Origin of the sequence: Streptomyces sp. NPDC007907 (assembly GCF_042959365.1) — a bacterium.
In the GTDB taxonomy this organism is placed as follows: domain Bacteria; phylum Actinomycetota; class Actinomycetes; order Streptomycetales; family Streptomycetaceae; genus Streptomyces; species Streptomyces indiaensis.
Genome location: NZ_JBIBKR010000010.1, coordinates 80851 through 107207 on the forward strand (window position 1 = coordinate 80851; position 26357 = coordinate 107207).

At 72.3% G+C, this 26357-nt stretch carries 20 protein-coding genes and 1 tRNA gene; 3 read left to right on the forward strand and 18 right to left on the reverse strand.

What is annotated here, in order from left to right; all coding sequences use genetic code 11:
- Position 1 precedes the first annotated feature (1 nt).
- From ACFZDI_RS34225 to ACFZDI_RS34240, 4 genes are read right to left on the reverse strand one after another with little or no spacing between them, the layout of a single operon-like run.
- Positions 2-1360 carry a GH1 family beta-glucosidase gene (locus ACFZDI_RS34225; protein WP_391256118.1) on the reverse strand — a complete coding sequence of 453 codons (1359 nt, stop codon included), beginning with the start codon at positions 1358-1360 and terminating at the stop codon, positions 2-4.
- Between the two features lie 29 nt (positions 1361-1389).
- Complete coding sequence (locus ACFZDI_RS34230) at positions 1390-2229, reverse strand: carbohydrate ABC transporter permease (protein WP_234847283.1); 840 nt, start codon at positions 2227-2229, stop codon at positions 1390-1392.
- Between the two features lie 8 nt (positions 2230-2237).
- A complete protein-coding gene (locus tag ACFZDI_RS34235; RefSeq protein ID WP_391256121.1) occupies positions 2238-3227 on the reverse strand; it encodes an ABC transporter permease subunit in 990 nt (329 codons plus the stop codon).
- A gap of 5 nt (positions 3228-3232) precedes the next feature.
- Positions 3233-4549: a sugar ABC transporter substrate-binding protein gene (locus ACFZDI_RS34240; protein ID WP_234847268.1), complete on the reverse strand. Its 1317-nt coding sequence runs from the start codon at positions 4547-4549 to the stop codon at positions 3233-3235.
- Between the two features lie 240 nt (positions 4550-4789).
- Here ACFZDI_RS34240 and ACFZDI_RS34245 point away from each other — a divergent pair, with 240 nt between their 5' ends.
- The gene (locus ACFZDI_RS34245; protein WP_391256126.1) at positions 4790-6592 is read left to right on the forward strand and encodes a coagulation factor 5/8 type domain-containing protein; all 1803 of its coding nucleotides are present in this window, start codon (positions 4790-4792) and stop codon (positions 6590-6592) included.
- A 66-nt stretch (positions 6593-6658) separates the two neighbouring features.
- Here ACFZDI_RS34245 and fusA read toward each other — a convergent pair whose 3' ends face one another.
- The 6 genes from fusA to ACFZDI_RS34275 all read right to left on the reverse strand — a co-directional run bounded on the left by fusA (position 6659) and on the right by ACFZDI_RS34275 (position 15079).
- Positions 6659-8701: an elongation factor G gene (gene fusA, locus ACFZDI_RS34250; RefSeq protein WP_391256129.1), complete on the reverse strand. Its 2043-nt coding sequence runs from the start codon at positions 8699-8701 to the stop codon at positions 6659-6661.
- 581 nt (positions 8702-9282) lie between these two features.
- Complete coding sequence (locus ACFZDI_RS34255) at positions 9283-10197, reverse strand: YceI family protein (RefSeq protein ID WP_234847271.1); 915 nt, start codon at positions 10195-10197, stop codon at positions 9283-9285.
- A 138-nt stretch (positions 10198-10335) separates the two neighbouring features.
- Positions 10336-11178: an NAD(P)H-binding protein gene (locus ACFZDI_RS34260; protein WP_391256131.1), complete on the reverse strand. Its 843-nt coding sequence runs from the start codon at positions 11176-11178 to the stop codon at positions 10336-10338.
- Between the two features lie 105 nt (positions 11179-11283).
- Positions 11284-12360 (reverse strand): iron-containing alcohol dehydrogenase, encoded by a 1077-nt coding sequence (locus ACFZDI_RS34265; protein ID WP_391256134.1) that lies wholly within the window; start codon positions 12358-12360, stop codon positions 11284-11286.
- The gene (locus ACFZDI_RS34270; protein WP_391256137.1) at positions 12357-13226 is read right to left on the reverse strand and encodes a dioxygenase; all 870 of its coding nucleotides are present in this window, start codon (positions 13224-13226) and stop codon (positions 12357-12359) included. The genes ACFZDI_RS34265 and ACFZDI_RS34270 overlap by 4 nt, the downstream gene beginning before the upstream one ends.
- A 56-nt stretch (positions 13227-13282) precedes the next feature.
- A complete protein-coding gene (locus ACFZDI_RS34275) occupies positions 13283-15079 on the reverse strand; it encodes an FAD-dependent monooxygenase (protein WP_391256408.1) in 1797 nt (598 codons plus the stop codon).
- Positions 15080-15272: 193 nt separating this feature from the next.
- Between ACFZDI_RS34275 and ACFZDI_RS34280 the strand changes: the two genes are divergently transcribed.
- Positions 15273-16997 carry a helix-turn-helix domain-containing protein gene (locus tag ACFZDI_RS34280; RefSeq protein WP_391256140.1) on the forward strand — a complete coding sequence of 575 codons (1725 nt, stop codon included), beginning with the start codon at positions 15273-15275 and terminating at the stop codon, positions 16995-16997.
- Between the two features lie 132 nt (positions 16998-17129).
- Here the strand turns inward: ACFZDI_RS34280 and ACFZDI_RS34285 are convergent.
- A tRNA-Leu gene (locus ACFZDI_RS34285) sits at positions 17130-17214 on the reverse strand.
- Positions 17215-17355: 141 nt separating this feature from the next.
- On the opposite strand from ACFZDI_RS34285, the gene ACFZDI_RS34290 reads away from it, so the two are divergent.
- Positions 17356-18687, forward strand: a complete 1332-nt coding sequence (locus tag ACFZDI_RS34290; protein ID WP_391256143.1) for a DUF2254 family protein — start codon at positions 17356-17358, stop codon at positions 18685-18687.
- A gap of 215 nt (positions 18688-18902) precedes the next feature.
- Here ACFZDI_RS34290 and ACFZDI_RS34295 read toward each other — a convergent pair whose 3' ends face one another.
- The 7 genes from ACFZDI_RS34295 to ACFZDI_RS34325 form a co-directional block, all read right to left on the reverse strand.
- Positions 18903-19955 carry a TIM barrel protein gene (locus ACFZDI_RS34295; protein WP_391256146.1) on the reverse strand — a complete coding sequence of 351 codons (1053 nt, stop codon included), beginning with the start codon at positions 19953-19955 and terminating at the stop codon, positions 18903-18905.
- Positions 19956-20037: 82 nt separating this feature from the next.
- Positions 20038-21546 carry an alkaline phosphatase family protein gene (locus tag ACFZDI_RS34300; protein WP_391256149.1) on the reverse strand — a complete coding sequence of 503 codons (1509 nt, stop codon included), beginning with the start codon at positions 21544-21546 and terminating at the stop codon, positions 20038-20040.
- The gene (gene eboE, locus ACFZDI_RS34305) at positions 21543-22712 is read right to left on the reverse strand and encodes a metabolite traffic protein EboE (protein WP_391256152.1); all 1170 of its coding nucleotides are present in this window, start codon (positions 22710-22712) and stop codon (positions 21543-21545) included. The genes ACFZDI_RS34300 and eboE overlap by 4 nt, the downstream gene beginning before the upstream one ends.
- A gap of 3 nt (positions 22713-22715) precedes the next feature.
- Positions 22716-23627: a TatD family hydrolase gene (locus tag ACFZDI_RS34310; RefSeq protein ID WP_391256155.1), complete on the reverse strand. Its 912-nt coding sequence runs from the start codon at positions 23625-23627 to the stop codon at positions 22716-22718.
- Positions 23627-24373, reverse strand: coding sequence for an EboA domain-containing protein (locus ACFZDI_RS34315; RefSeq protein ID WP_391256158.1), 747 nt, complete (start codon positions 24371-24373; stop codon positions 23627-23629). The genes ACFZDI_RS34310 and ACFZDI_RS34315 overlap by 1 nt, the downstream gene beginning before the upstream one ends.
- Positions 24370-25350, reverse strand: coding sequence for a sugar phosphate isomerase/epimerase family protein (locus ACFZDI_RS34320; protein ID WP_344369776.1), 981 nt, complete (start codon positions 25348-25350; stop codon positions 24370-24372). The genes ACFZDI_RS34315 and ACFZDI_RS34320 overlap by 4 nt, the downstream gene beginning before the upstream one ends.
- On the reverse strand, positions 25347-26351 hold the full coding sequence (locus ACFZDI_RS34325; RefSeq protein ID WP_391256411.1) for an SCO3242 family prenyltransferase: 1005 nt from the start codon (positions 26349-26351) through the stop codon (positions 25347-25349). The genes ACFZDI_RS34320 and ACFZDI_RS34325 overlap by 4 nt, the downstream gene beginning before the upstream one ends.
- Positions 26352-26357: the final 6 nt, after the last annotated feature.

The following is a 26357-nucleotide window of genomic DNA, read 5'->3' on the forward strand; positions in this document are numbered from 1 at the left end:
CTCAAGCCGCCTCGCGTGCCCGCCCCCGGTGCTCCCGCACGACCTCCGCGTACCGATACCCCGCCCCCTTGATCGTCCGCCGCTGCGTCTCGTAATCCACGTGAACGAGACCGAACCGCTTCTCATACCCGTACGCCCACTCGAAGTTGTCCAGCAGGGACCAGGCGAAGTAGCCGGCCAGGGGGGCTCCCTTGCGGGCGGCCGAGGCGCAGGCGGCGAGGTGGCTCAGCAGGTATTCCTGCCGTTCGGGGTCGTCGACCGTGCCGTCGGGGCGGACGACGTCGGGGTAGGCCGAGCCGTTCTCCGTGACGTACAGCCGACGGGCCCCGTAGTCGTCGGTGAGCCTCAGCAGCAGCGACTCGATGCCGCTCGCGTCGACCTCCCAGTCCATGCCGGTGCGCGGCACGCCGTCACGGCGTACGGCCCGGGCGTACGGTGCCGGGCCCGCGGGGTCGTCGGCGACGGTCTGCGGGAAGTAGTAGTTGAGGCCCAGCCAGTCCAGCGGGGCGGCGATGGCCGCCGAGTCACCGGGGCGTTCCGGGAGGTCGACGCCGTAGAGCTCGCGCATGTCCGCCGGGAAGCCCCTGCCGTGCACCGGCTCGAGCCACCAGCGGTTGGTGTGGCCGTCCATGCGGCGGGCCGCGGCCCGGTCCTCCGGTGTGTCGGTGGCGGGATGGATCGTCGAGAGGTTGTTGACGATGCCGATCTGCGCCCCGGGGGCCGCCGCACGGACGGCCCGGCTCGCCAGTCCGTGGCCGAGCAGCAAGTGATAGGAGGCACGGACGGCGGCCGTGAGATCCGTCAGGCCGGGCGCCATCTTGCCTTCGAGATGGCCGATCCACGCCGAGCACAGGGGCTCGTTGAGCGTGGCCCAGTGGGTGACGCGGTCGCCGAGGCGCTCGGCGACGACCGAGGCGTACCGCGCGAACGCGTGCGCCGTGTCGCGCTCCGGCCAGCCGCCCCGGTCCTGGAGCGCCTGCGGCAGGTCCCAGTGGTACAGGGTCACGGACGGGGTGATGCCCGCCTCCAGCAGGCCGTCGATCAACTCGTCGTAGAAGGCCAGGCCCTTGGCGTTCACGGGGCCGTCGCCGCCGGGGACGACCCTCGGCCAGGCGATCGAGAGACGGTAGGCGTTCACGCCGAGCCGGCGCATCAGGGCGATGTCCTCGCGCCAGCGGTGGTAGTGGTCGCAGGCGACATCGCCGTGGTCGCCCCCGGCGGTCCTGCCGGGGGTGTGCGAGAACGTGTCCCAGATCGAGGGCGAGCGGCCGTCCTCCGCCACGGCTCCCTCGATCTGGTACGCCGAGGTGGCCGTGCCCCACAGGAAGTCGTGCGGGAGTGCGGCGAGGTCGATGGTCACGTAAGTCCCTTCGGGAACGGGCGAGTCGGTCACTTGACGGCTCCCGCCGTCAGGCCGGCCACGAGATAGCGCTGGAGCAGCAGGAAACCCGCGACCACGGGCACGCTGACGACCAGCGAGGCGGCCATGATCTGGTTCCAGTACACGTCGTTGAGGGTCGAGTAGCCCTGGAGGCCGACGGCGAGGGTGCGGGTGGTGTCGTTGGTCATCACCGAGGCGAACAGGACCTCGCCCCAGGCCGTCATGAAGGCGTACACCGCCACCGCGATGATGCCGGGCACGGCCGCCGGCACGACCACCCGGAACAGCGCGCCGAGCGGGCCGCAGCCGTCGACCAGCGCCGCCTCGTCCAGGTCGCGCGGCACCGAGTCGAAGTAGCCGATCAGCATCCAGATCGAGAACGGCAGGGAGAACGTGAGGTACGTGAGGATCAGGCCGCCGCGCGAGCCGAACAGGGCGATGCCGGTCGCGTTGCCGATGTTGACGTAAATCAGGAACAGCGGCAGCAGGAAAAGGATGCCGGGGAACATCTGCGTGGACAGGACGGTGAGGGTGAAGACGCGTTTGCCGCGGAAGTCGTAGCGGCTGACGGCGTAGGCGGAGAAGACCGCGATGACCACCGAGCAGACCGTGGCCGCGCCCGCCACCACCAGGGAGTTGACGAAGTAGCGCGCCAGCGGGACCGTCGACCAGATGTCGATGTACGGGCGGATCGTCAGCTCGGTCGGCAGCCACCGGAACGTGCCCGTGACGTCCGCCAGCGGCTTCAGCGAGCTGGAGACCATGACGTAGACGGGCACGAGCACGAAGCCCGTCAGCAGGGTGAGGAAGATGCGCCGGGACCACTGGAAGGACCGCGGCGGGGCCAGGGGTGTCCTCATGGGGCGGCCCTCCGTCCGCGCGAGGTGAGCCTGAGGTAGCCGCCCGTGACCAGCAGCAGGAACAGCAGGAGCAGAACGGACATCGCGGAGCCGGTGCCGAAGTTCCAGGTGACGAACGATGCCTGGTAGATGTGCACCGAGACGAGGTCGGCTGCCTCCGGCGCGGTCCTGCCGAACAGGACGAACGGCGTGTTGAAGTCGTTGAACGTCCACAGGAACAGGACGAGGACCAGGACCTGGTTGACCGGGCGCAGGGACGGCAGCGTGATGCGGCGGATCTGCTGCCAGACGCCGGCTCCGTCCAGGGCGGCCGCCTCGTACAGCTCACGCGGGATGTTCTGCAGGCCCGCCATGACGATGAGGAAGGCGAACGGCCAGCCCTTCCACACGGACACCGTCAGCAGCGCGATGAAGCTGTTGTCGCCGATGAGCCAGAACGACCGCTTGTCGGTGAGGCCGAGCTGGTCGTGCAGGACGTGGTTCACCAGGCCGTTGTCGTGCTGGAACATGAAGACCCAGGTGATGACGGCCGCGTAGACCGGAAGGGCGTACGGGACGAGGAACAGCGCCCTGAGCAGGCCGCGGCCCCGGAAGGTGTCCTGCATGAAGACCGCGGCGGCCGTGCCGATCAGCCAGCACAGGCCCACCGACAGCAGGGTGAAGGCGACGGTCACGAGGAAGGAGTGCAGCAGCGCCTCGCCGACGGGGGCGTCGAAGTCCACCGACACCTTGTAGTTGGCGAGGGCGGACCAGGGGGCGGCGCCCCAGTCGCGGATGTAGAACTGGGTGAGCTCCTTGAAGCTCATGACGATACCGATCACCATCGGCACCAGGTGGACGAGGAGTTCGAGGAGCAGGGCGGGCAGGAGCAGCAGGTAGGGCAGGCCCACGCGGTGGATCCGCCCGGTGCGGTGGCGGGCGCCGCGCGCCGATCCGGACGGGCTCTTGCCGACCGGCGGTGTGCCGGCTTCAACCGTGGTGGTCATGTCGTTCACGCCGTCGGCATCTGCTGCTGGGCCTTCTCCAGGGCCGCCTTGACCGAGCCGGTGGTGACCGGGCGTCCGGCGGCCGCGTCGGCGAAGAGGCCCTTGATGGCGGTGCCGACGGCCGTCTCGAACTGGGACTCGTCGGCGACCTGGGGCAGTGCGGCGGCGCTCTTGGCGAGGGTGTCCTTCAGGACGGCGTTGGCGGCGGAGCCGAAGGCGCTGTCGGTCTGCGCGGTCTTCACCGGCGGTATGGAGCTGTAGGCCTTGTTGAGGATCTTCTGCTCGTCGTCGCTGGTCATGAACTTCACGAACTTCGTGGCGCCGTCGAGGTTGTCGGTGTTCTTGAAGACGGCCAGGTTGATGCCGGCGACCATCGAGTTGACCTGCTTGCCGGTGCCGGGGGTGCCGGACTGGACGGGGACAGGCGCGATGCCGTAGTCGTCCTCGCTCATGCCCTGGGAGGTGAGGTTGGCGGAGGCGGACTGCCACAGCAGCATCGCGGTCTTGCCCTTGGCGAAGTCGCTGACCGACTGGTTCTGCGCGTACTCGGCGTTGCCGGGCGCGATGACCTTGTCCTCGGCCATCAGGTCGACGTACTGCTTGACGGCGCTGACCACACCGTCGTTCGTGAAGTCGGCCTTGCCTGCGGGGGTGAAGAAGTCCGCGCCGTGCTGCTTGGCGAAGACGAACGCGTGGTGGATGTTCTCCGAGGGGTTGGAACCTTCCGCGCCCAGGCCCCACTTGCCGTCCTTGGAGAGTTTCCTGCCGGCGGCGACCAGTTCGTCCCAGGTGGCCGGCGGCTCGGCGATGCCGGCGTCGGCGAACATCTTCTTGTTGTAGTAGAGCGCGTACGACATCGAGTACAGGGGCACCGCCGCGGGGTCCTTGCCCTCTGCGCCCGTGGATCCGAGGGCCGAGTCGACGAAGCGGTCCCGGCCGCCGATCCTGTCGAAGTTCTTCGCGTCCCAGGGCAGCAGGGCGCCGGTGGCCTGGAGCGAAGCGCTCCAGGTGTTGCCGATGTTCAGCACGTCCGGGCCCTGGCCGGAGGTGGTGGCGGTGAGGATCCGGTTGAGCAGGTCGGACCAGGGGACGACCTCCAGCTTCACCTTGATGCCGGTCTGCTTCTCGAACTTGGCGAGTTCGGGCTGGAGGACCTTCTTGTCGATCTCGATGCCGGCGCCCTGGTTGGACGCCCAGTACGTGAGCGTCTTGGGCGAGTCGTTCGACCCGCCGCCCGTGGCGGAGCCGCCTCCGCAGGCCGTGGCCGCGAGGACGAGTGACAGTGTGACGGCGCCTGCGGCCGCGGCTCGGATGCTGCGCATGGCTGCTCCTGGCCCTTCCGGGAGTACGGGACCACGGCCCCCCGGCACGAGGGGGCCGTCATGGCTTAATTTAGGACGTGAGTTAATCCCTGGAAGGCAGTCCCGTCAAGGGTTTGGACACACTCTCGGAACTCTCGCGGCACCCCTTGACGCATCTGTTCCACGGATGAACCATTCAGCGGCGAGAGAGCGCTCCCCGCACCCCACTCCGTTCACTTCATGAACCAGGAGAGCCGCCCCATGCACCCTGACTCCCCGTCACCACGCCCCGCCGCGCCCGGCCGCCGGACCGTCCTCGGCGCCGCCGCGGCCGCCACCGCGCTCGCGGCGCTGCCCGGCACGGCCGCAGCCGCCCCGGACCTGCGCGGGAAGCCCGTACGCAGGAAGCCGCGCGCCCTGCCCGGCGGTGGCGATCTCGGCCCGAACGTGCTGGTCTTCGACCCCTCCACGCCGGGCATCCAGGCCAGACTGGACGAGGTCTTCCGGCGGCAGGAATCGGCCCAGTTCGGCACCGGCCGCTACCAGTTGCTGTTCAAGCCGGGCACCTACCACGGGCTCAACGCGCAGATCGGCTTCTACACCTCGATCTCCGGTCTCGGCCTCTCCCCCGACGACACCACCATCAACGGCGACATCACCGTCGACGCCGGCTGGTTCGGCGGCAACGCCACGCAGAACTTCTGGCGTTCCGCGGAGAACCTCGCGGTCGTGCCCGTGAACGGCACCAACCGCTGGGCGGTCTCGCAGGCGGCCCCCTTCCGCCGGATGCACGTCCGAGGCAACCTCAACCTCGCCCCGAGCGGCTACGGCTGGTCCAGCGGCGGCTACATCGCCGACAGCCGGATCGACGGCCAGGTGCAGCCGTACTCCCAGCAGCAGTGGTACACCCGGGACAGCGCGATCGGCGGCTGGCTCAACGGCGTCTGGAACATGGTGTTCTCCGGCGTCGAGGGCGCTCCCGCCCAGGGCTTCCCGAACCCGCCGTACACCACCCTGGCCACGACACCGGTTTCCCGCGAGAAGCCGTTCCTGTACCTCAGCGGCAGTGAGTACCGGGTCTTCCTGCCCGAGAAGCGGACCGACGCCCGCGGCGTCACCTGGGGCAACGGCACGCCTCGGGGCACCTCACTGCCGCTGTCGCGCTTCTACGTCGCCCGGCCCGGCGTCCCGGCGGCCACCCTCAACCAGGCCCTGGCCGAGGGACTCCACCTGCTGCTCACGCCGGGGATCTACCACCTCGACCAGCCGGTGCGGGTCGACCGGGCCGGGACGGTGGTGCTGGGCCTGGGATACGCCACCCTCATCCCCGACAACGGCGTCACGGCGCTCAAGGTCGCCGACGTCGACGGCGTACGCCTCGCCGGGTTCCTCGTCGACGCCGGGCCGGTCAACTCCGCGACCCTGCTGGAGATCGGCCCGCGCGGCGCCTCCCGCGACCACTCCGCCAACCCGACCACCGTCCAGGACGTCTTCGTCCGCATCGGCGGGGCGGGCCCGGGCAAGGCCACGACCAGCATGGTCGTCAACAGCCGCCACACCATCGTCGACCACACCTGGGTCTGGCGCGCCGACCACGGCGACGGCGTGGGCTGGGAGACCAACCGTGCCGACTACGGCGTGGTCGTCAACGGGCACGACGTGCTGGCGACCGGGCTGTTCGTGGAGCACTTCAACAAGTACGACGTGCAGTGGTTCGGCGAGCGCGGGCGCACGATCTTCTACCAGAACGAGAAGGCGTACGACGCCCCGAACCAGGCCGCGATCCAGAACGGCCCGGTCAAGGGCTACGCCGCCTACCGGGTCGGAGACGCGGTGACCACCCACGAGGGCTGGGGCCTGGGCAGCTACTGCTACTACAACGTCGACCCGAGCATCGTGCAGCACCACGGCTTCGCGGCGCCGAACCGTCCCGGGGTGCGCTTCCACGACCTCCTCGTGGTCTCGCTCGGCGGCAACGGGCAGTACGAGCGCGTCATCAACGACACGGGGTCGCCGACGTCGGGGACGTCCACGGTGCCGTCGACGGTGGTGTCGTACCCGTAGGCCGCAGGTCAGGGGCCGACCCCTCCCCTCCCCCGGATCGGGGAAGGGCAGGGGCCGGTTCTGTACCTACCGCGCCGGTGTCGCGACCGGTGCCGGCGCGTAGCCGGTGGGACGGGCCGTGAAGGTGCCGCGGCCCTGGGTCCGGCTGCGCAACCGGGTCGCGTAGCCGAACAGTTCGGCCAGCGGCACGGTGGCGCTGACGACCGCCGCACCCGCCCGGGTGACCGAGCCGGTCACCCGCCCGCGCCGGGCGGCGAGGTCACCGAGCACACCGCCGACCGCCTCCTCGGGCACGGTGACCGTGACCTCGACGACCGGCTCCAGCAGGACCATGGCGCAGGCGCGCAGGGCCTCGCGGAGACCGAGGCGGCCGGCCGTGCGGAACGCCGTGTCCGAGGAGTCCTTCACATGGGTCGCCCCGTCGGTCAGCGTGACGCGCAGCCCCGTCACCGGATGCCCGCCCAGCGGGCCCTCGGCAAGGGCGTCCCGGCAACCCGCCTCGACCGCCCGGACGTACTCCTGCGGCACCCGCCCGCCGACGACGGTCGAGCGGAACTCGAACGCTCCCTCCTCGTACGGCTCCACGTCCAGGACGACGTGGGCGAACTGCCCGGCGCCACCGTCCTGTTTGACGTGCCGGAACACCAGGCCGGACACGCCCCGGCCGACCGTCTCGCGGTGACTGACCTGCGGGCAGCCGACGTTGACCTCCAGTCCCAGCTCGCGCCGGAGCTTCTCCACCGCCACCTCCAGGTGCAGTTCGCCCATGCCGGACAGCACCGTCTGCCCGGTCTCCGGGTCGGTCCGCACGACCAGCGAGGGGTCCTCCTCGGTCAGCCGTGCCAGCCCCGACGCCAGCCGGTCGGTGTCACCGGCCCGGCGGGACTCGACCGCGGCCGACACCACCGGCTCGGCCACGCCGGGCGGTTCGAGGACGAGCGGGGCGTGCTGCGCGCACAGGGTCGAGCCGGCGCGGGCGGACTTCAGCCCGACCACGGCGACGATGTCCCCGGCGACCGCCCGGTCCAGCGGGGCGTGCCGGTCGGCCTGGACCCGCAGGATCCGCCCGATCCGCTCGGTGCGCCGCGCACGCGCGTCCCACAGGGTGTCTCCCTTCTCGATCGTGCCCGAGTACAGGCGCAGACAGGTCAGCCGACCCGTCGAGGTGGCGTGTACCTTGAACGCGAGGGCGGCCACCGGTGCCGCCGGGTCGGCGGCCCGTTCCTGTTCCTCTCCCTCGTGCGTGCCGGTGACCGGGGGCACGTCGAGCGGCGAGGGCAGATAGGCCACGACGGCGTCCAGCAGTGGTTCGACACCGCGGTTGCGGTACGCGGATCCGCACAGCACGACCACGCCGTCGCCGTCCCGGGTCACCTGACGCAACGCCGAGACGAGGGTCCGCTCGCCCAGCGCGCCCGTGTCGCAGAACTCCTCCAGCGCGCCCGGGTGCAGTTCCGCCACGGCCTCCTCCAGCGCCCGGCGGCGCGCGAGGGCCTCGCCCCGAAGCTCCTCGGGCACCTCCACGTCCTCGACGGTGCCGTCATCGGCCCACAGCAGGGCACGCATGCGCACCAGGTCGACGACGCCGCTGAAGGTGTCCTCCGCTCCGATCGGCAGCTGCACGACCAGGGGCGCCGGATGCAGCCGCGTCCGGATCGACGCCACGGCCGCGTCGAGGTCGGCCCCGGGGCGGTCCATCTTGTTGACGAACGCGATCCGCGGCACGCCGTACCGGTCGGCCTGCCGCCACACGGACTCGCTCTGCGGCTCCACGCCGGCCACCGCGTCGAACACGGCCACCGCCCCGTCGAGCACCCGCAGGGCACGCTCCACCTCGTCGGCGAAGTCGACGTGCCCCGGGGTGTCGATGAGGTTGATGCGGTGACCGTCCCAGTCGCAGCTGACCGCCGCGGCGAAGATGGTGATGCCGCGGTCGCGTTCCTGCGGGTCGAAGTCGGTGACGGTGGTGCCGTCGTGGACCTCGCCGCGCTTGTGGGTGGTGCCGGTGGCGAACAGGATCCGTTCGGTGACGGTGGTCTTGCCGGCGTCGACGTGGGCGAGGATGCCGAGGTTGCGGACGACGGCGAGCGGGTTGAGGTGGGTGCGCACGGCCCGGGGCCTTTCGATGCGATGAGAAAGGGGCAGCGCGATTCCAGGCCGAACAGGCGGGGGCACCGGGACCTGACGTCGCGTCAAGGTCGCGGGTGGTCGCCGGGCGTTCGTCCCGGTCAGCCGGTGCCGCCGCGCAGCGGACACCGGGGCGACGAAGACACGAGGATCACCTCGTGCTGCGGCAGGGAGACGGCGACAGCGGTGTGGTCACGCATGGCCGTCTCCCTTCGTTCGTCACCTCGGCGCACCGCCGGGATCGTGGGCGGCGCGGGTATGGGGGTGAGTGTAGGGAGGCCGGTGGGACGGGGCCAGCGAATATCGGCGGTGTGCGTCGGCCGCGCGGGCCGGTCGCGGTTTCGTCGCATCCCGGCCGCCGCCGACCCGGCGCGTGTGGCCGGCCGCACCAGCCGGGTCTCACCGCGTCTCGCTGATGCCGGAGCACCTCGGGCGCATCGTCCGGTCAGCGCTCTGGTCGCCGCGCCGGTGACTGCGGATTCTGGGCTATGGGGGCTGTGGATGAAGGGCTGCGCCGACGCGGAGCATGGCCCGGGCCTCTTCGAAAGGCCCAGGCCGGACCACTACTCCGGCGGGGTGGGCGTGTCGTGGGTGCGGTACATCGCCTGCACGTCGAGCTCCAGTTGGACCGTCGGGCCGACGACGGCGATGCCCCGGGCCAGCATGGAACGCCAGTTTAGGGTGTAGTCCTCGCGGTGCAGCTCCGCCGTCGCCAGGGCGGCGCAGCGCAACTCCTGGCCGTAGCCGCCGTTCACCGTGCCGAGGTACGTCGTGTCCAGGGCCACCGAGCGGCTGACGCCGTGCATGGTGAGGGAGCCCTGCAGCGTCCACTTGGTGCCGCCGCGGTAGGCGAAGCGCGTGCTCGTGAAGTCGATGTACGGGAAGTGCTCGACGTCGAGGAAGTCGGCGGACCGCAGGTGGTTGTCGCGGGTGGTGTTGCCGGTGGTGATGCTGGACGCGTCGATACGGACGTGTACCCGGGAGTCGGCCATGTCCGGGGCCACCTGGATGCCGCCCTGGAACCGTTCGAAGCGGCCGTGCACATGGGCCATGCCGACGTGCTTGGCGATGAACCGGATCGCCGTGTGCGGCGGGTCGAAGAGCCAGGTGCCGGGCGTCGGCAACTGGAGCGCCTCGGCGGGCTGCAGCCAGACGCGTTCGGTGGCCGTGGAGGCCCCGGGGCCCGTCTCGATCGTCTCGCGGTGCGGCCGCAGTCCCTCCGCCGAGATGATCAGGCTGTAGCGGCCGGGCGGCAGCGCCGCGAGAAAGTAGCCGTAGGGGTCGGTCGTGCCGCGGGTGGCGACGCGGTGAGTGTCCAGGGCGGTGACGGTGACGTCCGCGGCGGCCAGGGGCGAGCCCATCGGGTCGACGACCTCGCGGGCCACGGCGCCCGCGCCGGCGGGGAGCGGAAGGGCGAGATCCGCCGCCTCGGCGGAGGGACTTTTGAGCCACCGGCGCCGGAGCAGTGCGAGGGCCATGGTGGTCACCTTTCTTCGGGTGTGCGGCCGTACGAGCGGCGGTTCAGCGCACGCCGACGGCCGCACCTTGCTGCGGTCACACCCCCTTGTCGATCTTGACGCGCCGGGCTGGGGCGCGGGTGTCTCAATACGAGACAGTCAGGACCGTCCCTCGAAGAGCTCCGCGTGCTCGGCGGCCCACCCGGCGAAGGTCCGCGCCGGGCGGACCGTGATCTTCTCGACGGTGCCCGAGACCGTGCGGCCCTCCTCCGGCGTGTTCCCGTACACCATGAGCAGGAAGCCGATGACGTCCTCCGGCAGGCCCGCCGCCCGCCACTGTGCGACGGCCTCCTCCTCGGTGAGCTCGACCAGGGTGATCTCCCGGCCGACGGCCGCGGCGATCATCCTCACCTTGTCGGCGACGGTGAGCACTTCGGGCCCGGTGATCACGTACTCCTGGCCGCCGTGCCCCTCCCGCGTGAGCGCGACCGCGGCGACGGCGCCGATGTCGCCCTCGTGGACCATGGCACTCAGCCGGTCGACGAACGGCTCCCGCACCTCGCCGTTGGTCACGATCCCGTCCGCCCATTCCAGGGCGTTGGCCATGAACTCGACCGGCATGAGCACCGTCCAGTCCACACCGTCGGCGGCGCGCACCGCGTCCTCCAGCGGGGTGGGGCCCCCGCCGTGCAGCACGGTGACCCGGCGGACACCGGCGGAGCGCGCGATCTCCAGGATCCGCGGGCCGGTCTCCAGCGGGCTGGAGGCGGCGCCCCCGAAGGTGATCAGGTGGAGACCGGTAACGCCCGCCAGGGCCGGGGCCAGGCCGTCGGGTTCGGTCAGGTCGCCCTCGACGACCTCGACACCGGCCGGGAAGGAGGCCTTCGCTGCGTCCCGCGTCAGGGCACGCACCTCGTGACCCCGGTCGAGCAGTTCGGCGACGACCTGACGGCCGACGGTTCCGGTGGCGCCGGTGACAAGGATCTTCTGCGTCTGCGTCATGCCTCGACCCTAGGAAGGCTTGAGGTCACCTTCTGTCCGCAAGACGCAGGCGGTGGGGCGCCGGTCTGTTGGAACCGCTGACAGGCCCCGTACGGCCGGCGGCGCCTATGCCGTGGTCGGCGGGCCGCCCTCGTACGCCGCGAGCAGTACGGCCCGGACCCCCTCGGCCGTCACCTCGCGCGGGTTGGCGTACGGCTCGCCCGCCGCCCGTGTCGCCGCCGGGGTGAGGTCGGCCTGTACGAAGCCGAGTTGGGCGAGGGAGCGCGGTGCGCCGAGGCGGCCTGCCAGGTCCCACAGCGCGCGGGGCACGTCGTCGGTGCCGAGAGCGCGGCGCAGGACGGCCAACGCCTGCGGCGCGGCGGGGGCGTTGTGGGCGAGGGCGTAGGGCAGGACGACGGTGTGGGTCTCGGCGTGGGGCAGGCCGTACGTGCCGCCGAGGACGTGGCACAGCTTGTGGTGCAGCCCCATCGTCGTCGCGCCGAGGCACGCGCCGCACAGCCACGCCGCGTACAGGGCCCGGCTGCGCGCGTCGAGGTCCGCCGGGTCGGTGGCCAGCCGGGGCAGGGCCCCGGTCATCGCCCGGACGCCCTCCTCGGCCATGACCGAGACCAGCGGTGAGACGTCCGGTGCGTACAGCGCCTCGACGGCGTGCGCGAGTGCGTTGATGCCGCTGGTGACGGTCAGCGGTACGGGCAGGGAGAGGGTGAGCCGCGGGTCGTAGACGACGGCGCGGGGCTGGACGACGGGGTCGCGGCCGGTGCGTTTCGTGCCGTGCTCGGTCAGGCCCCACACCGGGGTCATCTCGGAGCCCGAGTAGGTGGACGGTACGGCGATCAGCGGCAGTCCGGTGCGCAGGGCGATCGCCTTGCCGAGCCCGATCGCGGAGCCGCCGCCGACCGCGACACAGCCGTCGGCGCCCGCCGCCCGGGCGGCCGCGACGGCCCGGTGGGCGTCCTCCACGGGCACGTGCATCCGTGCCTCGGCGTGCAGCCCGGCGCAGCTGTCGCCGAGCGCGTCCGCGACCGCCCGCGCAACGGGCTCGCCCCGGCTGCCGGACACCAGGAGCAGCCGCCGCAGGCCCAGGCGCGCCGCCTCTCCCGGGGTCGCGGTGACGGCCGCCCCGGGCCGGAAGACGACCCGCACGGGCCGGGTCTCGTACGTGAACTGCTCCTGGAAGGTCATGCGGTCCGCTCCAGTACGAGGTCGAAGCGGGCGCGCCGGAAGGGGTTGTCCACGCCGAACTCCCGGGCCAGCGCCGGGTCGTCCGTTTCCGTGAAGTCCTCGACGAGGCTCTGCTTCACGGCGAACACCGCGTCGGAGTCGAGGTAGTCACCGCCGGCCACGAAGATGTGCGTGGTGACGGGTCGGTGGCCTTCGGCCGCGGCGATGAAGTGGATGTGTGCGGGACGGTAGGGGTGGCGTCCGGTCGCGCGCAGCAGCCCGCCCACGGGGCCGTCGGTGGGGATCGGGTACGCCGCCGGGACGCAGGTCCGGAACCAGAAGCGGCCCTCGGCGTCGGTCGTGAACAGTCCGCGTCCGTTGCCGGCGGGCTGGACACCGGGCTGCTGGACGTCGTAGTAGCCCTTGTCGTCGGCCTGCCACACGTCGACGGCGGCGCCGGGCAGCGGCGTGCCGTCCGCGGACCGGACCCGGCCGCTGACCACGCACCTCTCACCGCCGCCCACCAGGTCGATGTCGTCCCCGAGTGCGCGCACCGGCGACTCGGTCAGGTGGAAGGGGCCCAGCACGGTCGATTCGGTGGCCCCTGCCGCGCGGTCGCCGTTCAAGGTCTCGACCAGCATGGACAGGCCCAGGACGTCCGACAGCAGGATGAACTCCTGCCGGGTGTCGGTGCAGGTTCGGCCGGTGGCCGTCAGGAAGGCGATGGCGTGCTCCCACTCCTCCTGGGTGAGACGGGTCTCGCGCGCGAAGTCGTGCAGATGGCGGACGAGGCCAGTGAGCAGTTCACGCAGCCGCGGGTCCGCGGTCCCGCGCAGGCTGGCGAGGGCCTGCTCGGTGACGTCGGCCCTGGTCGCATCGGTGGTCATTCCGGCTCCTCGTCGTCGACGTCCGCTCGTTCCATCATGGCGCGCGCCCGCCCGGATCAGGCGTGCCCGAGGATCCGCCGCAGAGCGTCGGCGAGCAGTTCCCCGGCGTCCGGGGCGGCGAAGGCGTGGCGGAAGGCGACGAAGCCGTCCGGACGGACGAGGAGGGCGCCGGCGTCGGGGATCTCGCGCAGGCGTGCCCAGTCGCCGTAGGGGTCCTCGTACTCCTGGCCGGGGCCGATGACCACGGTGGCGACCGGGATGTCCTGGGCCGAGGCCGCCCGCACCCAGTTCTCTCCCCCGATGCCGGTCAGCAGGGTGAAGCGGCCCCGGCCGACGGTGTCGAGGGTGGACAGCGTGCGGGTGCCGCGGGTGATCCAGGCGTGCGGGAGCCTTGCACCCGGCCGGGTGGTCGGCTGGTGGTGCAGTTCGGGGTCCCGGGTGAAACCGGGGTCGGGTGTGCCGTCCGGGACGATCGCGGCTGAGCCCTCCGCGGGGTAGCGCTGGTTCAGGTCGACGCCGTGCGCGTTGAACTCGTAGACCTTGAAGGCGATCGCCTCACGCAGCCTGGCCCGCTGCTTCTCGGCCGCTTCGGTGGCGTCCTTGCGGGCGGCGATGTTGGCCCACAGTTGGTCGGGGGTCTGCGGGGAGAGACCGTCGAGGGCCTCGAAGACGGGCGCGGTCTCGCGGATGGACCGGTTGGCCCGGGTGACGACCTGCCGCCCGATCGGGGCGCGCTCGGCGGTGTAGCTGTCGAGCAGCCGGGGGTGGGCGGTGCCGTCGAGGACCAGCTTGAGCTTCCAGGCAAGGTTGTAGGCGTCCTGGATCGAGGTGTTGGAGCCGAGGCCGTTGGACGGCGGATGCCGGTGCACGGCGTCTCCGGCGCAGAAGACCCGGCCGTTGGCGTAGGTCTGCGCGTACATCTCGTTGACGGTCCACGCCGAGGACGACTTCCCGGTCACGGGGACGTCGTCGTCACCGATGAGCCGCCGGATGACCGACTCGGCGTACTCGGTGGTCAGATCAGGGGCGCCGGCGTCCACGTCGTAGCCCCAGACGATGAGCCACTCGTTCCAGGGGCGCACGCAGCGCACCAGACCCGCGCCGATGCCGCCGACCGTCGCGCCCGGGGCGAGGACCCAGTAGAGGGTGGAGGGACGGTGGGCGGTGTACGCGCTCAGGTCCGCCTCGAAGACGATGTTGACGCTGCCGGCCACGCCCATCCGACCGCTCATCGGCAGCCCGGCGTCCGCGGCGACCCTGGACCGTCCGCCGTCGGCGCCGATCAGGTACTTGGCTCGGATCTCGTAGGTGTCCCCGCGCAGCCGGTCGCGGACGGTGGCGGTCACCCCGTCGGCGTCCTGGGTGTGGGAGAGGTACTCGTTCTCGAAGCGGAGCCGGGTGCCGCGGGCGACGGCGGCGTCGACGAGGACCGGTTCCATGAGGTGCTGCGGCATGTCGCACATGCGGGTGGGGCTGGCGAGTTCGTGTGCGGCCTGCACGAGCGGATCGTTGCCCCAGGAGCGCACCCGGCCCAGTTCCTCGCCCGCCAGGCTGGTGCAGAACGTGGTGTTGCCCATGAGGTGCTGCGGGGTCGCCCGCGCGACGACCTCCTGCTCCACGCCGAGGTCACGCAGGACCTCCATGGTGCGCTGGTTGGTGATGTGCGCGCGGGGTGTGTCGGCGAGGTGCGCATAGCGGGTCACCACGATGTTGGGGACGCCGTAGGTGCTCAGGGCCAGCGCGGCCGAGGCACCGGCCGGGCCGCTGCCCACGATCAGGACGTCGGCCTCGACGACGGTGGCCACGGGGCACTCCTGTGAAGGGGGTCGGGCGGCGGGATGCGGAACCTGCATGATCATGCGGTGCTCCGGGCGGGCGCGGGTGTCTCATTACGAGACACCCGGGTGCCGACGAAGTGCGGTGACAGAAAAGGCAGTTGTTCTGTGATGGACCCGCGGTTGTTCGGGGGCGGGACCGTGCGATTACTCGGGGACGGGACCCGACGTTGTTTCTCGTTCAACTGAACCCGCTACGGTGGGGCGTGCCGTGACCACCACAGACCCCTCCCCCACAGCCACCGCCCGGCCCTCGCTGCGCCTGGCTCGCGAGCGCTTCCTGTCGGGGCGTCCGCTGCCACCGGGCGTGCCGGAGGAGGTCGTCGCGGCGTGGCGGCGGGCGCGGTTCTTCGGCGTGCCGCACGACTTGGCGCAGCCTCCGGCGCCTCCCTCACTCCCCCGGGAGTCGACGCTGCTCGACGCCGCCCGGCCGGTGCTCGACCGGATCGTCCCCGCGCTGGACGGGGGCGGGATGCGGCTCGTCCTGACCGACGAGCGGCTGCGCGTGGTGTGGACGGCGGGCGACGTACCGGGGCTCGGCACCTGGACGGTCCTGTCGGAGCAGGTGGTCGGCAACAACGGCGCGGCTCTCGCCGTGCGCACCCGTGCCCGGGCCGAGGTGCACGGCACCGAGCACTTCCTCGACCGGTGGCAGGACATCTGCGCCGTCGGCGTCCCGGTGTTCGGACCGGAGGGCGGTCAGGTGCTGGGCACCCTGACGGCCGTGACACGGCTGTGCGCCGCCGGGCCGCCGCATCCTCAGGCGGCGTTCACCGAGGCGGCGGTCACGGCGGTCGAGACGGAGCTGCGGGCACGGGCCGGACGGGCCGAGCGGGTACTGCTGGATGCCTTCGTACGGGCGACGAGCGGGCCGGACCGGGCCGTGGCCGCACTCGACGGCCGCAACCGGCTGGTCAGTGAGGCCGCCCAGCGGTTGCTCACACCCGAGGTGCTCGGGGCGCTGGAGCACGAGGCGGCCGGCGCCCGGGACACGAACCTTCCGGACATCGGGGATCACACCGAGCTGCCGGAGGGAGCCGGGTGCACGGCCCACGTCACGCCGGTACGTCTGGACGGCAGGACGATCGGGATCCTGGCCGCGCTGGAGCCGCTCGACGACCCGGCACCCCCGGTGGCGTCCTCACCTCCGGCCGTCACCCTGACCGGCTCCTCGGTCCCCTGGCGGCACACCGTAGGTCAGGCCGTGCGACTGGCCCGCTCCCCGGAGCCCCTGCTGCTCACCGGTGAGCGCGGCACAGGAAAGGCCGCGTTGGCACGGGAACTGTGCGGGCCCGGCTCCCCCCAGGTCGTCGACGCGGCCCGGGACCCCGGCCTCGACCAGGTCCCGCCCGTCCGGCGGCCCGGGCGCCCGCTCCTGCTCCGGCACGCCGAGCGCCTCGCGCAACCCGGCGTGGCCGCGCTCAACTCCCTGCTCGACCAGCACCCGGACATCCCACTGCTGATCACCTACACACCCGGCGCGCCGGCGGGTCCCTGCCTCCAGCGTCTGCTGGACAAACTGTCCGCCCGCACGGTGCCCCTGCCACCACTGCGGGAGCGCGCCGAGGACATACGGGAACTCCTGCCGGCCCTCACCCCCCGCCCGGCACCCGGGCAGCCGCCACTGACCTGGACCCTCGACGCCCTGCGCGCGCTGGAGGCGTACCCGTGGCCCGGCAACGTCACCGAGCTGGCCCATGTCGTCCGGTCCCTCGCGGAGCAGCGGCGGAGGTCCGGGCCGGTCCGCCGGGCGGAGCTGCCGGACGCCGTCCGGGAGGGGCCGGCCGCGCGCCCGCTCAGCCCGATGGAGCACGCCGAGCGCACCGCGATCCTGGAGGCACTGCGCCGCCACGGCGGCAACAAGGCCCGCACGGCGACCGCGCTGGGGATCGGCCGGGCGACGCTGTACCGCAAGCTGCGGGAGTACCGGCGCTGATCGCTGGTGCTGACCCCTGGGCGATACCGGGCTGATCCGCGGAAGGGAGATTCCTGGTGCCGGTTCCTGATGAGGACGATGCACAACAGCTCGGGCGGGTCGAGATGATCTCGACCCGCCCGAGCTGATCTGTGTCCGAGGGGGGACTTGAACCCCCACGCCCGATAAAGGGCACTAGCACCTCAAGCTAGCGCGTCTGCCATTCCGCCACCCGGACCAGGTGTCTGCCGCCTTGCAGGGGTCTTCCCCGCGGCGACATGGACAACAATACCAAGCTTTCGGAGTGCCCTTCACCTGCGTTTCCCTGCGCCGGGCGGGGGTCCGGGACCTCACGCTCCGATACCTCTAGGGTCACACCATGAGTGACTGGATGGTGACGCAGAGCCCCTCCGTGAGGCGTCGGCCGCGTGCGCTGTCGCCGCTCAGGGAGCATCTGCGCGACACGTTCTGGTTCGCCCCCACCGCGGCGATGCTGGCCGTCTTCGTGGTCTGGGTGGGGGCGGAGGCGCTCGACACGGCGCTCGTCGACGCGCTCCGGGAGGACCGGGACTACGAGACGCTCGACGAGCTGCTGCGGTTCGCGGAGGACGCCAAGGCCGTGGTGACCGCGGTGGGCTCGGCGATGATGACCTTCATCGGTGTGGTCTTCAGCATCTCCCTGGTGGCCGTGCAGATGGCCACCGGGCAGTTCACCCCGCGCGTGGTGCGGCTCTTCGTCCGGAGCCGGATCACCAAGGCGACCTTCGCGGTCTTCCTGGCGACCTTCGTGCTGACGCTGCTGGTCCTGACGAGCTTCGACAGTGTGGACGACCCCCGGGCCGCCACGTCGGTGCCCCTGGTGCAGTCGGTCCTCACCCTCTGCATGGTCGCCTTGAGCCTGTTGCTCTTCGTGCTGTACGTGAACGCCACCCTGCGGCTGATGCGGATCAGCCATGTGATCGCGCGGATCGCCTCGGAGTCGTTCCGGGTGGTCGCCTCCATGCCCGTGCCGGTGGCCGGGCAGGGCGCCCCCGACCTGGGCACCGAGACCGCGTGGGTGCCGCACGAGGGCCGGGCGGGGGTGCTGCGGGACGTGCACATCGCGCGGCTGGTGCGGGTGGCTCGCAAACACGGGGTGGTGCTGCGGCTGATCCCGCGGATCGGGGACTTCGTGGTGCCCGGGATGCCCGTGCTCGCGGTGCACGGCGGCCCGGTCCCGCCGCGCCGGGCGTTGCGCTACGCGATCTCGGTGGGCGTGGAGCGGACCTATCACCAGGACCTGGGTTTCGGGCTGCGGCAGTTGTCCGACATCGCGCTGCGCGGGCTGTCCCCCGCGGTCAACGACCCGACGACCGCCGTCCAGGCACTCGACCGCGTCATCCAGTTCCTGGCCGCACTCAGCCGGCGCCCGCTCGACGCTGCCCTGCACCGGGACCGGGCAGGAGCGGTGCGCCTGGTGCAGCCCGAGCCCGGCTGGACCGAGTTGGTGGATCTGGGGCTCACCGAGACACGGGGGTGTGCCGTCGGGAACCCGCAGGTCTCCCGGCGCATGCTGGCCGGCCTCGACGACCTGCTCCTGCTCGCTCCGCCCGAACGCCGCGAGCCACTGCTGCGCCATCGTGACCTGCTCCGGCAGGCGGTCACCCTGGCCGCCCAGAGCGCGCCGGACCGGGAGTTCGCGCTGCGCCCGGACCGGCAGGGCATCGGCTGAGCCATGCCCCGCCGCAGGGGGCACGTCCGACGTCGGAGCGCGTGGCGCGCCCTTGCCTCAGGGCAGGAGCTGGTGCCCGGGGAAGTTCCCCGGCAGCCGTTCTCCTGCCGGTCCCCGCGTCACCACGCGTACGAGCAGGTCACCGCCGACGAACGCGCCGCGCCAGGACCGCCCCTCCCCGGCCGGGGAGGGGCCACCTCATGTCCGTACACCGGTCAGCACTTCTCCCTCAGGGAGTGCAGGTGCGCGCTGGAGCGGCGCGCGAAGGTGAACGACTCGGCCGGGTTGTCGTGTTCGGCCTGCCAGTGGTGGGCCATGCGGTGACCGCGCAGCCGGGTCACGGCCGAGATGAAGCGCTGGTAGTCGATGTCGCCGTCGCCGACATCGGTCATGCGGTAGCCGTACGGGTTCGACGGGTCGCTCTCGCCGTCCTTCACGTGGAAGAGCGGATAGCGGTCGGGCCGCCGCAGGACGTAGTTCAGCGGCTCGAACGGAGCGGGAGTGCCGTCCGGCCGCTTGGAGAAGCGGAACTGGCCGACGTACGCCCAGTAGATGTCCATCTCCAGGAAGACCAGGTCCGGGTCGGTCTCCTTGAGCAGTACGTCGTAGAGGCGGACCTCGGGACGGTCGGTGGCGAAGGAGAACTCCTCGGAGTGGTTGTGCTGGTAGAACTTCATGCCGCGTGCCCTGGCCGCCGCGCCGTAGGTGTTGAAGTCCTCGGCGGCACGCTTCCAGGCGTCCACGGTCGAGCCGTAGCGGAACGGGCCGGAGGCGGTGCCGATGTGCTTGAGGCCGAGGGCCTGGGCGTCGTCGAGGACCTTGGTGAGGTTCTGGGCGAAGGTGTAGGCGTTCGGGTCGTCGGAGTAGTAGCCGACGTGGCTGCCGATCGGGTTCAGGCCGTGGCTGCGGGCGAGCCGCTTGAGCTGGGCGAGCGTGATGGGGCCGGCCGAGCCCTGGGTGTAGCCGGCGAACTCGACCTCGTCGTAGCCGTACCGCTCCAGTTCGGCGAAGACGGGGCCGAAGCCGAGGGTGGAGACCTTGTCGCGCAGGCTGTACAGCTGGATGCCGAGGCGGCCGGGCGGCAGGACGGGGCGGCCGCGGCCCTTCGCACCGGAGGCGGTGGCGGGGGTCCTCGTCGCGGGGGCTGCGGTCGCGGGGACAGCGGCGCCGAGCAGGGCGGCGGCGGTGGCACCGGCGGCGACGCCGAGCATGCCCCGTCTGCTGAGGCGGTGGCCGAGCTCGGGGTCGGGCTGGGAGAAGCGGCTCATGCGGGGAACTCCTCGTGATCGCGGGGCGTTGTCGGTGGTGAGTGCTTCACTTGTGACCAGTTGGACACTGAGGGTGATGACATCAGGTGAGACCGGCGAGTCGGAGCAGCAGTGATTTCACATCGGTGGCCGCGACGCGGTCGCCGACAGCACGGGGGGTGGAGCAGATGAGGAGCGGACCGTCGTCGTCGCTCGCGGGGAGGCGGCCGTGGCTGCCGCGAAGAGGTGAGGGGTCCAGGGGCACGACCGCCATGCGGTAGCGCATGCCGAGTTTCTTGCGCGCCAGTGCGGCGGCCGCCTTGACCTTGACGTACGGGTCGAGGGGATCCATGAAAAGTTCGACCGGGTCGTAGCCGGGTTTGCGGTGGATCTCGACGAGCTGCGCGAAGTCGGGCGCTCGGGCGTCGTCGAGCCAGTAGTAGTACGTGAACCAGGCGTCGGGTTCCGCCACGGCGACCAGTTCGCCGGCGCGCGGATGGTCGAGGTGATGGTCCTTCTTGCCTTCGTCGTCGAGGAGTTGGGCGATACCGGGCAGGCCATCGAGTGCCGCCCGGGTGGCGTCGAGGTCTTCGGGGCGGCGCACGTAGACGTGGGCGATCTGGTGGTCGGCGACGGCGAAGGCACGGGAGGCCATCGGGTCGAGGTACTCCATGCCGTCCTGCGTGTGCACCTCCAGCAGGCCGGCGCGGCGCAGGGCCCGGTTGATGTCGACGTGCCGGTTCACGCGGGTGATGCCGTACTCGGACAGGGCTACGACGGTGCGGCCCTGCGCGCGGGCGTCGTCCAGCAGCGGGGCCATGGCGGTGTCCAGGTCGGCGGCCGCCTTCAGTGAGCGCGGGTCGTCGGGGCCGAAACGCTGCAGGTCGTAGTCGAGGTGAGGGAGGTAGCAGAGCGTCAGGTCGGGATGCCGGGTGGCCATGATGTGGCGGGTCGCGTCGATGATCCACCGGCTGGAGACGAGGTCGGCTCCGGGGCCCCAGAAGTGGAAGAGGGGGAACGTACCCAGTTTCTCGGTCAGTTCGTCGTGGAGCGCGGCCGGCCGGGTGTAGCAGTCGGGTTCCTTGCGGCCGTCGGCGTAGTAGACGGGGCGGGGGGTGACGGTGAAGTCGGTGTCGGCACCCATGGCGTACCACCAGCAGATGTTGGCCACGGTGTAGCCGGGGTGGGCGCGGCGGGCGGCGTCCCAGAGTTTGTCCCCGGCGACGAGCCTGTTGTGCTGGCGCCACAGCAGGACGTCGCCGAGCTCGCGGAAGTACCAGCCGTTGCCGACGATGCCGTGCTCGGAGGGCATGGCGCCGGTGAGGAAGGTGGACTGGGCGGCGCAGGTGACGGCGGGCAGGACGGTGCCCAGCGGGGCGCGGCAGCCGGACTGGCCGAGCGCCTTGAGGTGGGGCATGTGGTCGAGGAGACGGGGGGTGAGGCCGACGACGTCCAGCACGAGGAGCGGTGTGGGGCGGTCGGTGGTGGCAGGAAGCGGGGCCGCCGGGTCGGTGGTGGCCGGAAGCGGGGCTGTCTGGTCGGTGGCGTCCGGCCGAGGGACCGCCGGGTCGGTGGTGGCAGGGTCCGGGGGCTCGTGGGGGCCGGTGCTCATGGCAGCTCCTTCAGGCCGAGGTCCGTGAGCAGGTCGCGGGCGAGGGTGAGTTCGGCGGCGATGCCGTCGGCGAGCTGGGAGCGGCCCTTGGGGCGCAGCTCGGGTGGGAGGGCCTGCCAGGTGTAGGTCTCGACTTCCAGGTGGCGGGTGAGCGGGGCCGGGCCGCCGACGAGCCGGGTCAGTGCGGAGGAGAGGACCGGGAGGGTGGAGGTGAGAGGTGCGGCGGGGGCCGCATGCAGGGGGACGTGGAAGTGGGCGCGCCAGGGCGCGGCGTCCGGCAGGGCGTGTCCGGCGAGGGCCTCGTCGAGGTCGTCGGTGGCACGCAGCCCTGCGGCGGTCGCGGTGCGGGTCTGGTGCAGGAAGCGGGGTTCGGCGAAGGCGGCGAGCGCTTCGCGTACCTCGGGGAGATGGGGGTGCTCGGCGTGCAGGGCGGCGGAGAGCTGGGATTTGACGACGGGGACGCGGGCCGCGGTGAGCGCGTCCAGGGCGGTGTGCGGGTCTTCGAAGGAGGTGGCGAGATGGCAGGTGTCGAGGCACAGGCCGATGCGGTCGTGGCCGATCGCGGTGAGCGGGGCGATGGCGTCGTGGGTGGTCTCGACGACGCAGCCGGGTTCCGGTTCCAGCCCGACGCGGATGGAGCGGCCGGTGAGTTCCTCGAGGGCGTCGAGGCGTTCGGCGAGGGTGCGCAGCGCCATGCGGACGGTGTCCGCGCGCGCGTCGTCGTACGCGGTGCGCCAGGCGAGGGGCAAGGTGGAGATGGTCCCGTCGGTGACGTCGTCCGGGAGGAGGCCGGCCAGGACGCGGGCCAGGGCGATGGTGTGGTCGAGGCGTTCCGGGTCGGCCCAGTCCGGCTTGTAGACGCGGTACTTGACCTCCTCGGCGCCGAAGCCCTCATAGGGGAAGCCGTTGAGGGTGACGACCTCAAGGCCACGGCGGTCGAGTTCGTTGCGCAGCCTGCGCAAGGCGGAGGGGTCGGTGACGAGTGCCTGGGCGGCGTCCTTGGCGAGCCACAGCCCGATGCCCAGCCGGTCGCGGCCCAGGCGTCGGCGGACGGGCTCGCAGTGGTCGCGGAGCTGGGCGAGGACGCCGTCGAGGGTTTCGGCCGGGTGGACGTTGGTGCAGTAGGCGAGGTGGACGGTGGAGCCGTCGGGGTGGCGGAAGCGCATGGCTCACGCCTCCGCGGCGGGGACGCGGACCGGTGTGCTCGGGTCGGTGACCGGCTCGTGCGGATCCTTCGGGGCGCCGCGGAGGACGGAGTTGCCCTCGTGGGTGGCCTCCGTGCCGGCGACGTCGAGGTTCAGCCGGCCGCTGAGCCCATAGAAGGCGACGGGGTTGCGCCACAGCACTTGGTCGACGTCGTCCTCGTCGAAGCCCTCGGCCAGCATGAGGTCACCGACCTTGCGGGTCTTCAGGGGGTCGCTCTTGCCCCAGTCGGCGGCGGAGTTCACGAGGATCCGCTCGGTCCCGTAGGCGCGCAGGAGGGCGACCATGCGCTCCTCGTCCATCTTGGTGTCCGGATAGACGGAGAAGCCCAGCCAGCAGCCGCTGTCCCTGGCCTCCTTGACGGTGGTCTCGTTGAGGTGATCGACCAGGACCCGGTCCGGGGCCAGTGCGGACTCGTGGACGACGTCGAGGGTGCGGCGCAGCCCGGCGAGCTTGTCGCGGTGCGGGGTGTGCACGAGGGCGGGCAGGCCGTGCTCGGCGGCGAGCTGGAGCTGCGCGGCGAGGGCGGTGTCCTCCGCCGGGGTCATGGAGTCGTAGCCGATCTCTCCGACCGCCACGACGTTGTCCTTGACGAGGTACCGCGGCAGTTCGTCGAGGACGGGCAGGCAGCGCGGGTCGTTGGCCTCTTTGGGGTTGAGGGCGATCGTGCAGTGATGGGCGATGCCGTACTGGGCGGCGCGGAAGGGCTCCCAGCCGAGGAGGGAGTCGAAGTAGTCACGGAAGGAGGCGGGCGAGGTGCGCGGCTGGCCGAGCCAGAAGGACGGCTCCACGAGGGCGCGCACACCGGCGGCGTACATGGCCTCGTAGTCGTCGGTGGTGCGGGACGACATGTGGATGTGGGGGTCGAAGATGCGCATCAGGACTCCTTGCCGTGGGGGTGGTCCGTGCCGGGGGTGTGGTGCACGGACTCGGTCAGGTCCAGGACGCGGTACAGGTCCTCGGGGACGGTGCGGCCGGCGGCGGTGCGTTCGGCGGCGTAGTCGCCCAGCATGCGGGCGAGTTCGCCGTCGCCGGCGGCGCGCCGGGGAAGGTCTGCCACGTGGTCTACGGGCACGCCGGTGAACAGGCACTTCAGCACGGCGTGGCGCCAGGCGTGGGGGTTGAGGTGCCGGGCGGCGTAGGGCCCGACGGCGGCGGCGAGGAGCCGGGTGTCGTTGGTGCGCAGGGCGTCCTCGACCAGCGGCAGGGCGTCCGGGCCGGGCACGAGGTGGGGCAGGGCGTGCAGGACGGCTCGGCGTTCGTCGGCGGTGCCCTGGAAGTACACCCGGGTGAGGGCGTCGGTGCCGGCGCGGGCCGCGTCCAGGATGAGGACGCGTGCGGTGTCGGCGTAGGCGGGGCCGCAGCGCCGGGCGGCTTCGGCGAGGCGCAGCTCCCAGACGGAGATGGGCCCGTGGAGGCCGGGGTGGGTGGCCGCCTCGTCGAGGGCGTGGTCGAGCCAGATGCGGGCGGGCGGGTCGAGGTGGCTGGTGAGGTGTCGGCGGAGGTCGTGGAGTGAGGGGGTGAGGGTGATGGCGGGGGTGGTCCGGCCGGTGTGGGGTCTGCTGCTGGGGGCGTCCTGGGTTCTCTCGGTGCGTGCCGCCGGGGTGGCGCGGGGGTGGGTCATCTGCTGCTCCCTTCGGGGGTGGTGGAGGGAGCGCCGTGGGGTGGCGCGGTCTGCTGGAGCGCCGGAGCGGGGGCAGGGGCGGCGGTGGCCGCGGTCCGCTCGGCTTGGCGGAGGAAGGGCAGGGAGTGTGCGGCGAAGTGCGGGCCGGCGTGGGAGTGGCGGGGCAGTTCGACGACGGTCAGTCCCCGGTAACCGGTGGCGGCGAGGGCCGCCAGGACCGGCGGGAAGTCGATCTCTCCGTCTCCGAAGGGGAGGTGCTCGTGGACGCCGCGCCGCATGTCCTCGATCTGGACGTGCCGCAGCCAGGGGGCGGCGGCCCGCACGCAGTCGGCCGGTGAGAGGGGTTCGAGGCACTGGCAGTGGCCGATGTCCAGAGTGAGGCCGAGGGCTTCGGGGTCGCCGAGGGCGCCGCGCAGGTGGTGGAAGTCGCTCAGGGTGGCCAGGAGGTGGCCCGGCTCGGGTTCGACGGCGAGCGGGACGCCCGCGGAGGCGGCGGCGTCCAGGACGGGGGTGAGGGCCTCGCTGAGGCGTTTCCACGCGCTGTCCGTGTCGGTGCCCTGCGGGACGGTTCCGCTGAAGCAGTGGACGGCGTGCGCGCCCAGGTCGGCGGCGACCCGGACGGCCCGCAGGAGGAGGTCGGTGCGGCGGGCGCGGTCCGCCGGGTCCGGGTCCAGCAGGGACGGGCCGTGCTTGCGGCACGGGTCGAGCACGTAGCGGGCGCCGGTCTCGACGGTGACGCCCAGCCCGAGTGTGTCCAGCCGGTGCGCGACCCGGCGGGTGCGGGCGGCGAGGTCGGGGGCGAGCGGGTCGAGGTGCATATGGTCGAGGGTCAGTCCGACGCCGTCGTAGCCGAGGTCGGCGAGGAGGGCGAGGGCGTCGTCGAGCCTGTGGTCGGCGAGGCCGTTGGTGCCGTAGCCGAAGCGGAGGGAGGGGACGGCGCCGGCGCGGTTCCCGGGGGTGTCGGCTTCGGGGCTCATGTGACGCTCACCTTCTTCGCGAAGCGGGCTCCGAGGGGGGCGAGGGCCGTGATGAGGAGGGCGGTAGCGGTGCCCCGGGAGCGGGCGGTGAGGGTGGCCTGGAGGGGGATGGTGGCGCGGATGCCGGCGCCGACGGCGCGTTGGGTGAGCGGAGGCGAGGGGTTCAGAGTGGCGTACACATAGGGGCGGGCGGTCGTCGTGGCGTAGGCGACGCCGAGGGCGGTGGTGAGCAGAGCCGCGGACTCGGGGTCTGGCCATCCGCCCGCTCGGGGCCCGGTCGGGGGGTGGGCGGCTGCCTTCCGACGGCCGTCGGTCGGGGGGCCGGGGCGACGCGTCACCACTCGGGTGAGCAGCGCGGTCGTGGCGAGGGCCGCCAGCGGAGGCAGGGGCGAGCCGCCCTGTGCCTCCTGGCGGGAGACGGTGGTGACGGCCAGGGTGTGGGTGCCGAGGAGGGCGGCGGAGGGCAGGGCCTCCCGGGTCCGGCCGGTGGTGGCCGCGCCTCCCAGGAGCAGGTCCAGGCTTCGGGCCGTGCCCATGGCCAGGGGTCCGGCGGGCGTGCGTTTCAGGCCGAGGTCGTACGCCCAGACGGTCGCGGCCAGGGGTGCGGCGACAGCGAGGGCGGGGCGGCCGGCGCGGGCGGCCAGGGCCAGTCCGGCTCCGGTGAGGGCTCCGGCCGCCGTGAGGGCGGCGGCGGGGCGGATGCGGCCGGAGGGCAGGGGGCGGTGCGGGCGTTCGACGGCGTCGACGTCGCGGTCGGCCCAGTCGTTGAGGGCCATGCCGGCCTCGTACAGACAGAGGGAGGAGGCGATGGCGAGCAGGGTTCGGGGGGTGGGACGTGCGCCGGCTGCGGCCGCACCGGCCAGGGCGTCCCCGGGGACGGTGAACAGGGCGGGGAGGCGCAGAAGTTCGGTCCAGGCGCGAGTGCGGGCGCGGGCGCGGTGCCGGGCGGAGCCGCCGGTGCGTGGGTGGGGGGCGGCGGTTGCGGCGGCGGTGTCTCCCAGGGTGGC

Coding starts and splice junctions, on each gene's coding strand:
- ACFZDI_RS34290 (WP_391256143.1), top strand. CDS start 17,356: ATGAGTGACTGGATGGTGACGCAGAGCCCCTCCGTGAGGCGTCGGCCG.
- ACFZDI_RS34240 (WP_234847268.1), bottom strand. CDS start 4,549: ATGCGCAGCATCCGAGCCGCGGCCGCAGGCGCCGTCACACTGTCACTC.
- ACFZDI_RS34315 (WP_391256158.1), bottom strand. CDS start 24,373: ATGACCCACCCCCGCGCCACCCCGGCGGCACGCACCGAGAGAACCCAG.
- ACFZDI_RS34320 (WP_344369776.1), bottom strand. CDS start 25,350: ATGAGCCCCGAAGCCGACACCCCCGGGAACCGCGCCGGCGCCGTCCCC.
- eboE (WP_391256152.1), bottom strand. CDS start 22,712: ATGCGCTTCCGCCACCCCGACGGCTCCACCGTCCACCTCGCCTACTGC.
- ACFZDI_RS34260 (WP_391256131.1), bottom strand. CDS start 11,178: ATGACGCAGACGCAGAAGATCCTTGTCACCGGCGCCACCGGAACCGTC.
- ACFZDI_RS34310 (WP_391256155.1), bottom strand. CDS start 23,627: ATGCGCATCTTCGACCCCCACATCCACATGTCGTCCCGCACCACCGAC.
- ACFZDI_RS34300 (WP_391256149.1), bottom strand. CDS start 21,546: ATGAGCACCGGCCCCCACGAGCCCCCGGACCCTGCCACCACCGACCCG.
- ACFZDI_RS34265 (WP_391256134.1), bottom strand. CDS start 12,360: ATGACCTTCCAGGAGCAGTTCACGTACGAGACCCGGCCCGTGCGGGTC.
- ACFZDI_RS34270 (WP_391256137.1), bottom strand. CDS start 13,226: ATGACCACCGATGCGACCAGGGCCGACGTCACCGAGCAGGCCCTCGCC.
- ACFZDI_RS34295 (WP_391256146.1), bottom strand. CDS start 19,955: ATGAGCCGCTTCTCCCAGCCCGACCCCGAGCTCGGCCACCGCCTCAGC.
- ACFZDI_RS34255 (WP_234847271.1), bottom strand. CDS start 10,197: ATGGCCCTCGCACTGCTCCGGCGCCGGTGGCTCAAAAGTCCCTCCGCC.
- ACFZDI_RS34235 (WP_391256121.1), bottom strand. CDS start 3,227: ATGACCACCACGGTTGAAGCCGGCACACCGCCGGTCGGCAAGAGCCCG.
- ACFZDI_RS34275 (WP_391256408.1), bottom strand. CDS start 15,079: ATGCAGGTTCCGCATCCCGCCGCCCGACCCCCTTCACAGGAGTGCCCC.
- ACFZDI_RS34245 (WP_391256126.1), top strand. CDS start 4,790: ATGCACCCTGACTCCCCGTCACCACGCCCCGCCGCGCCCGGCCGCCGG.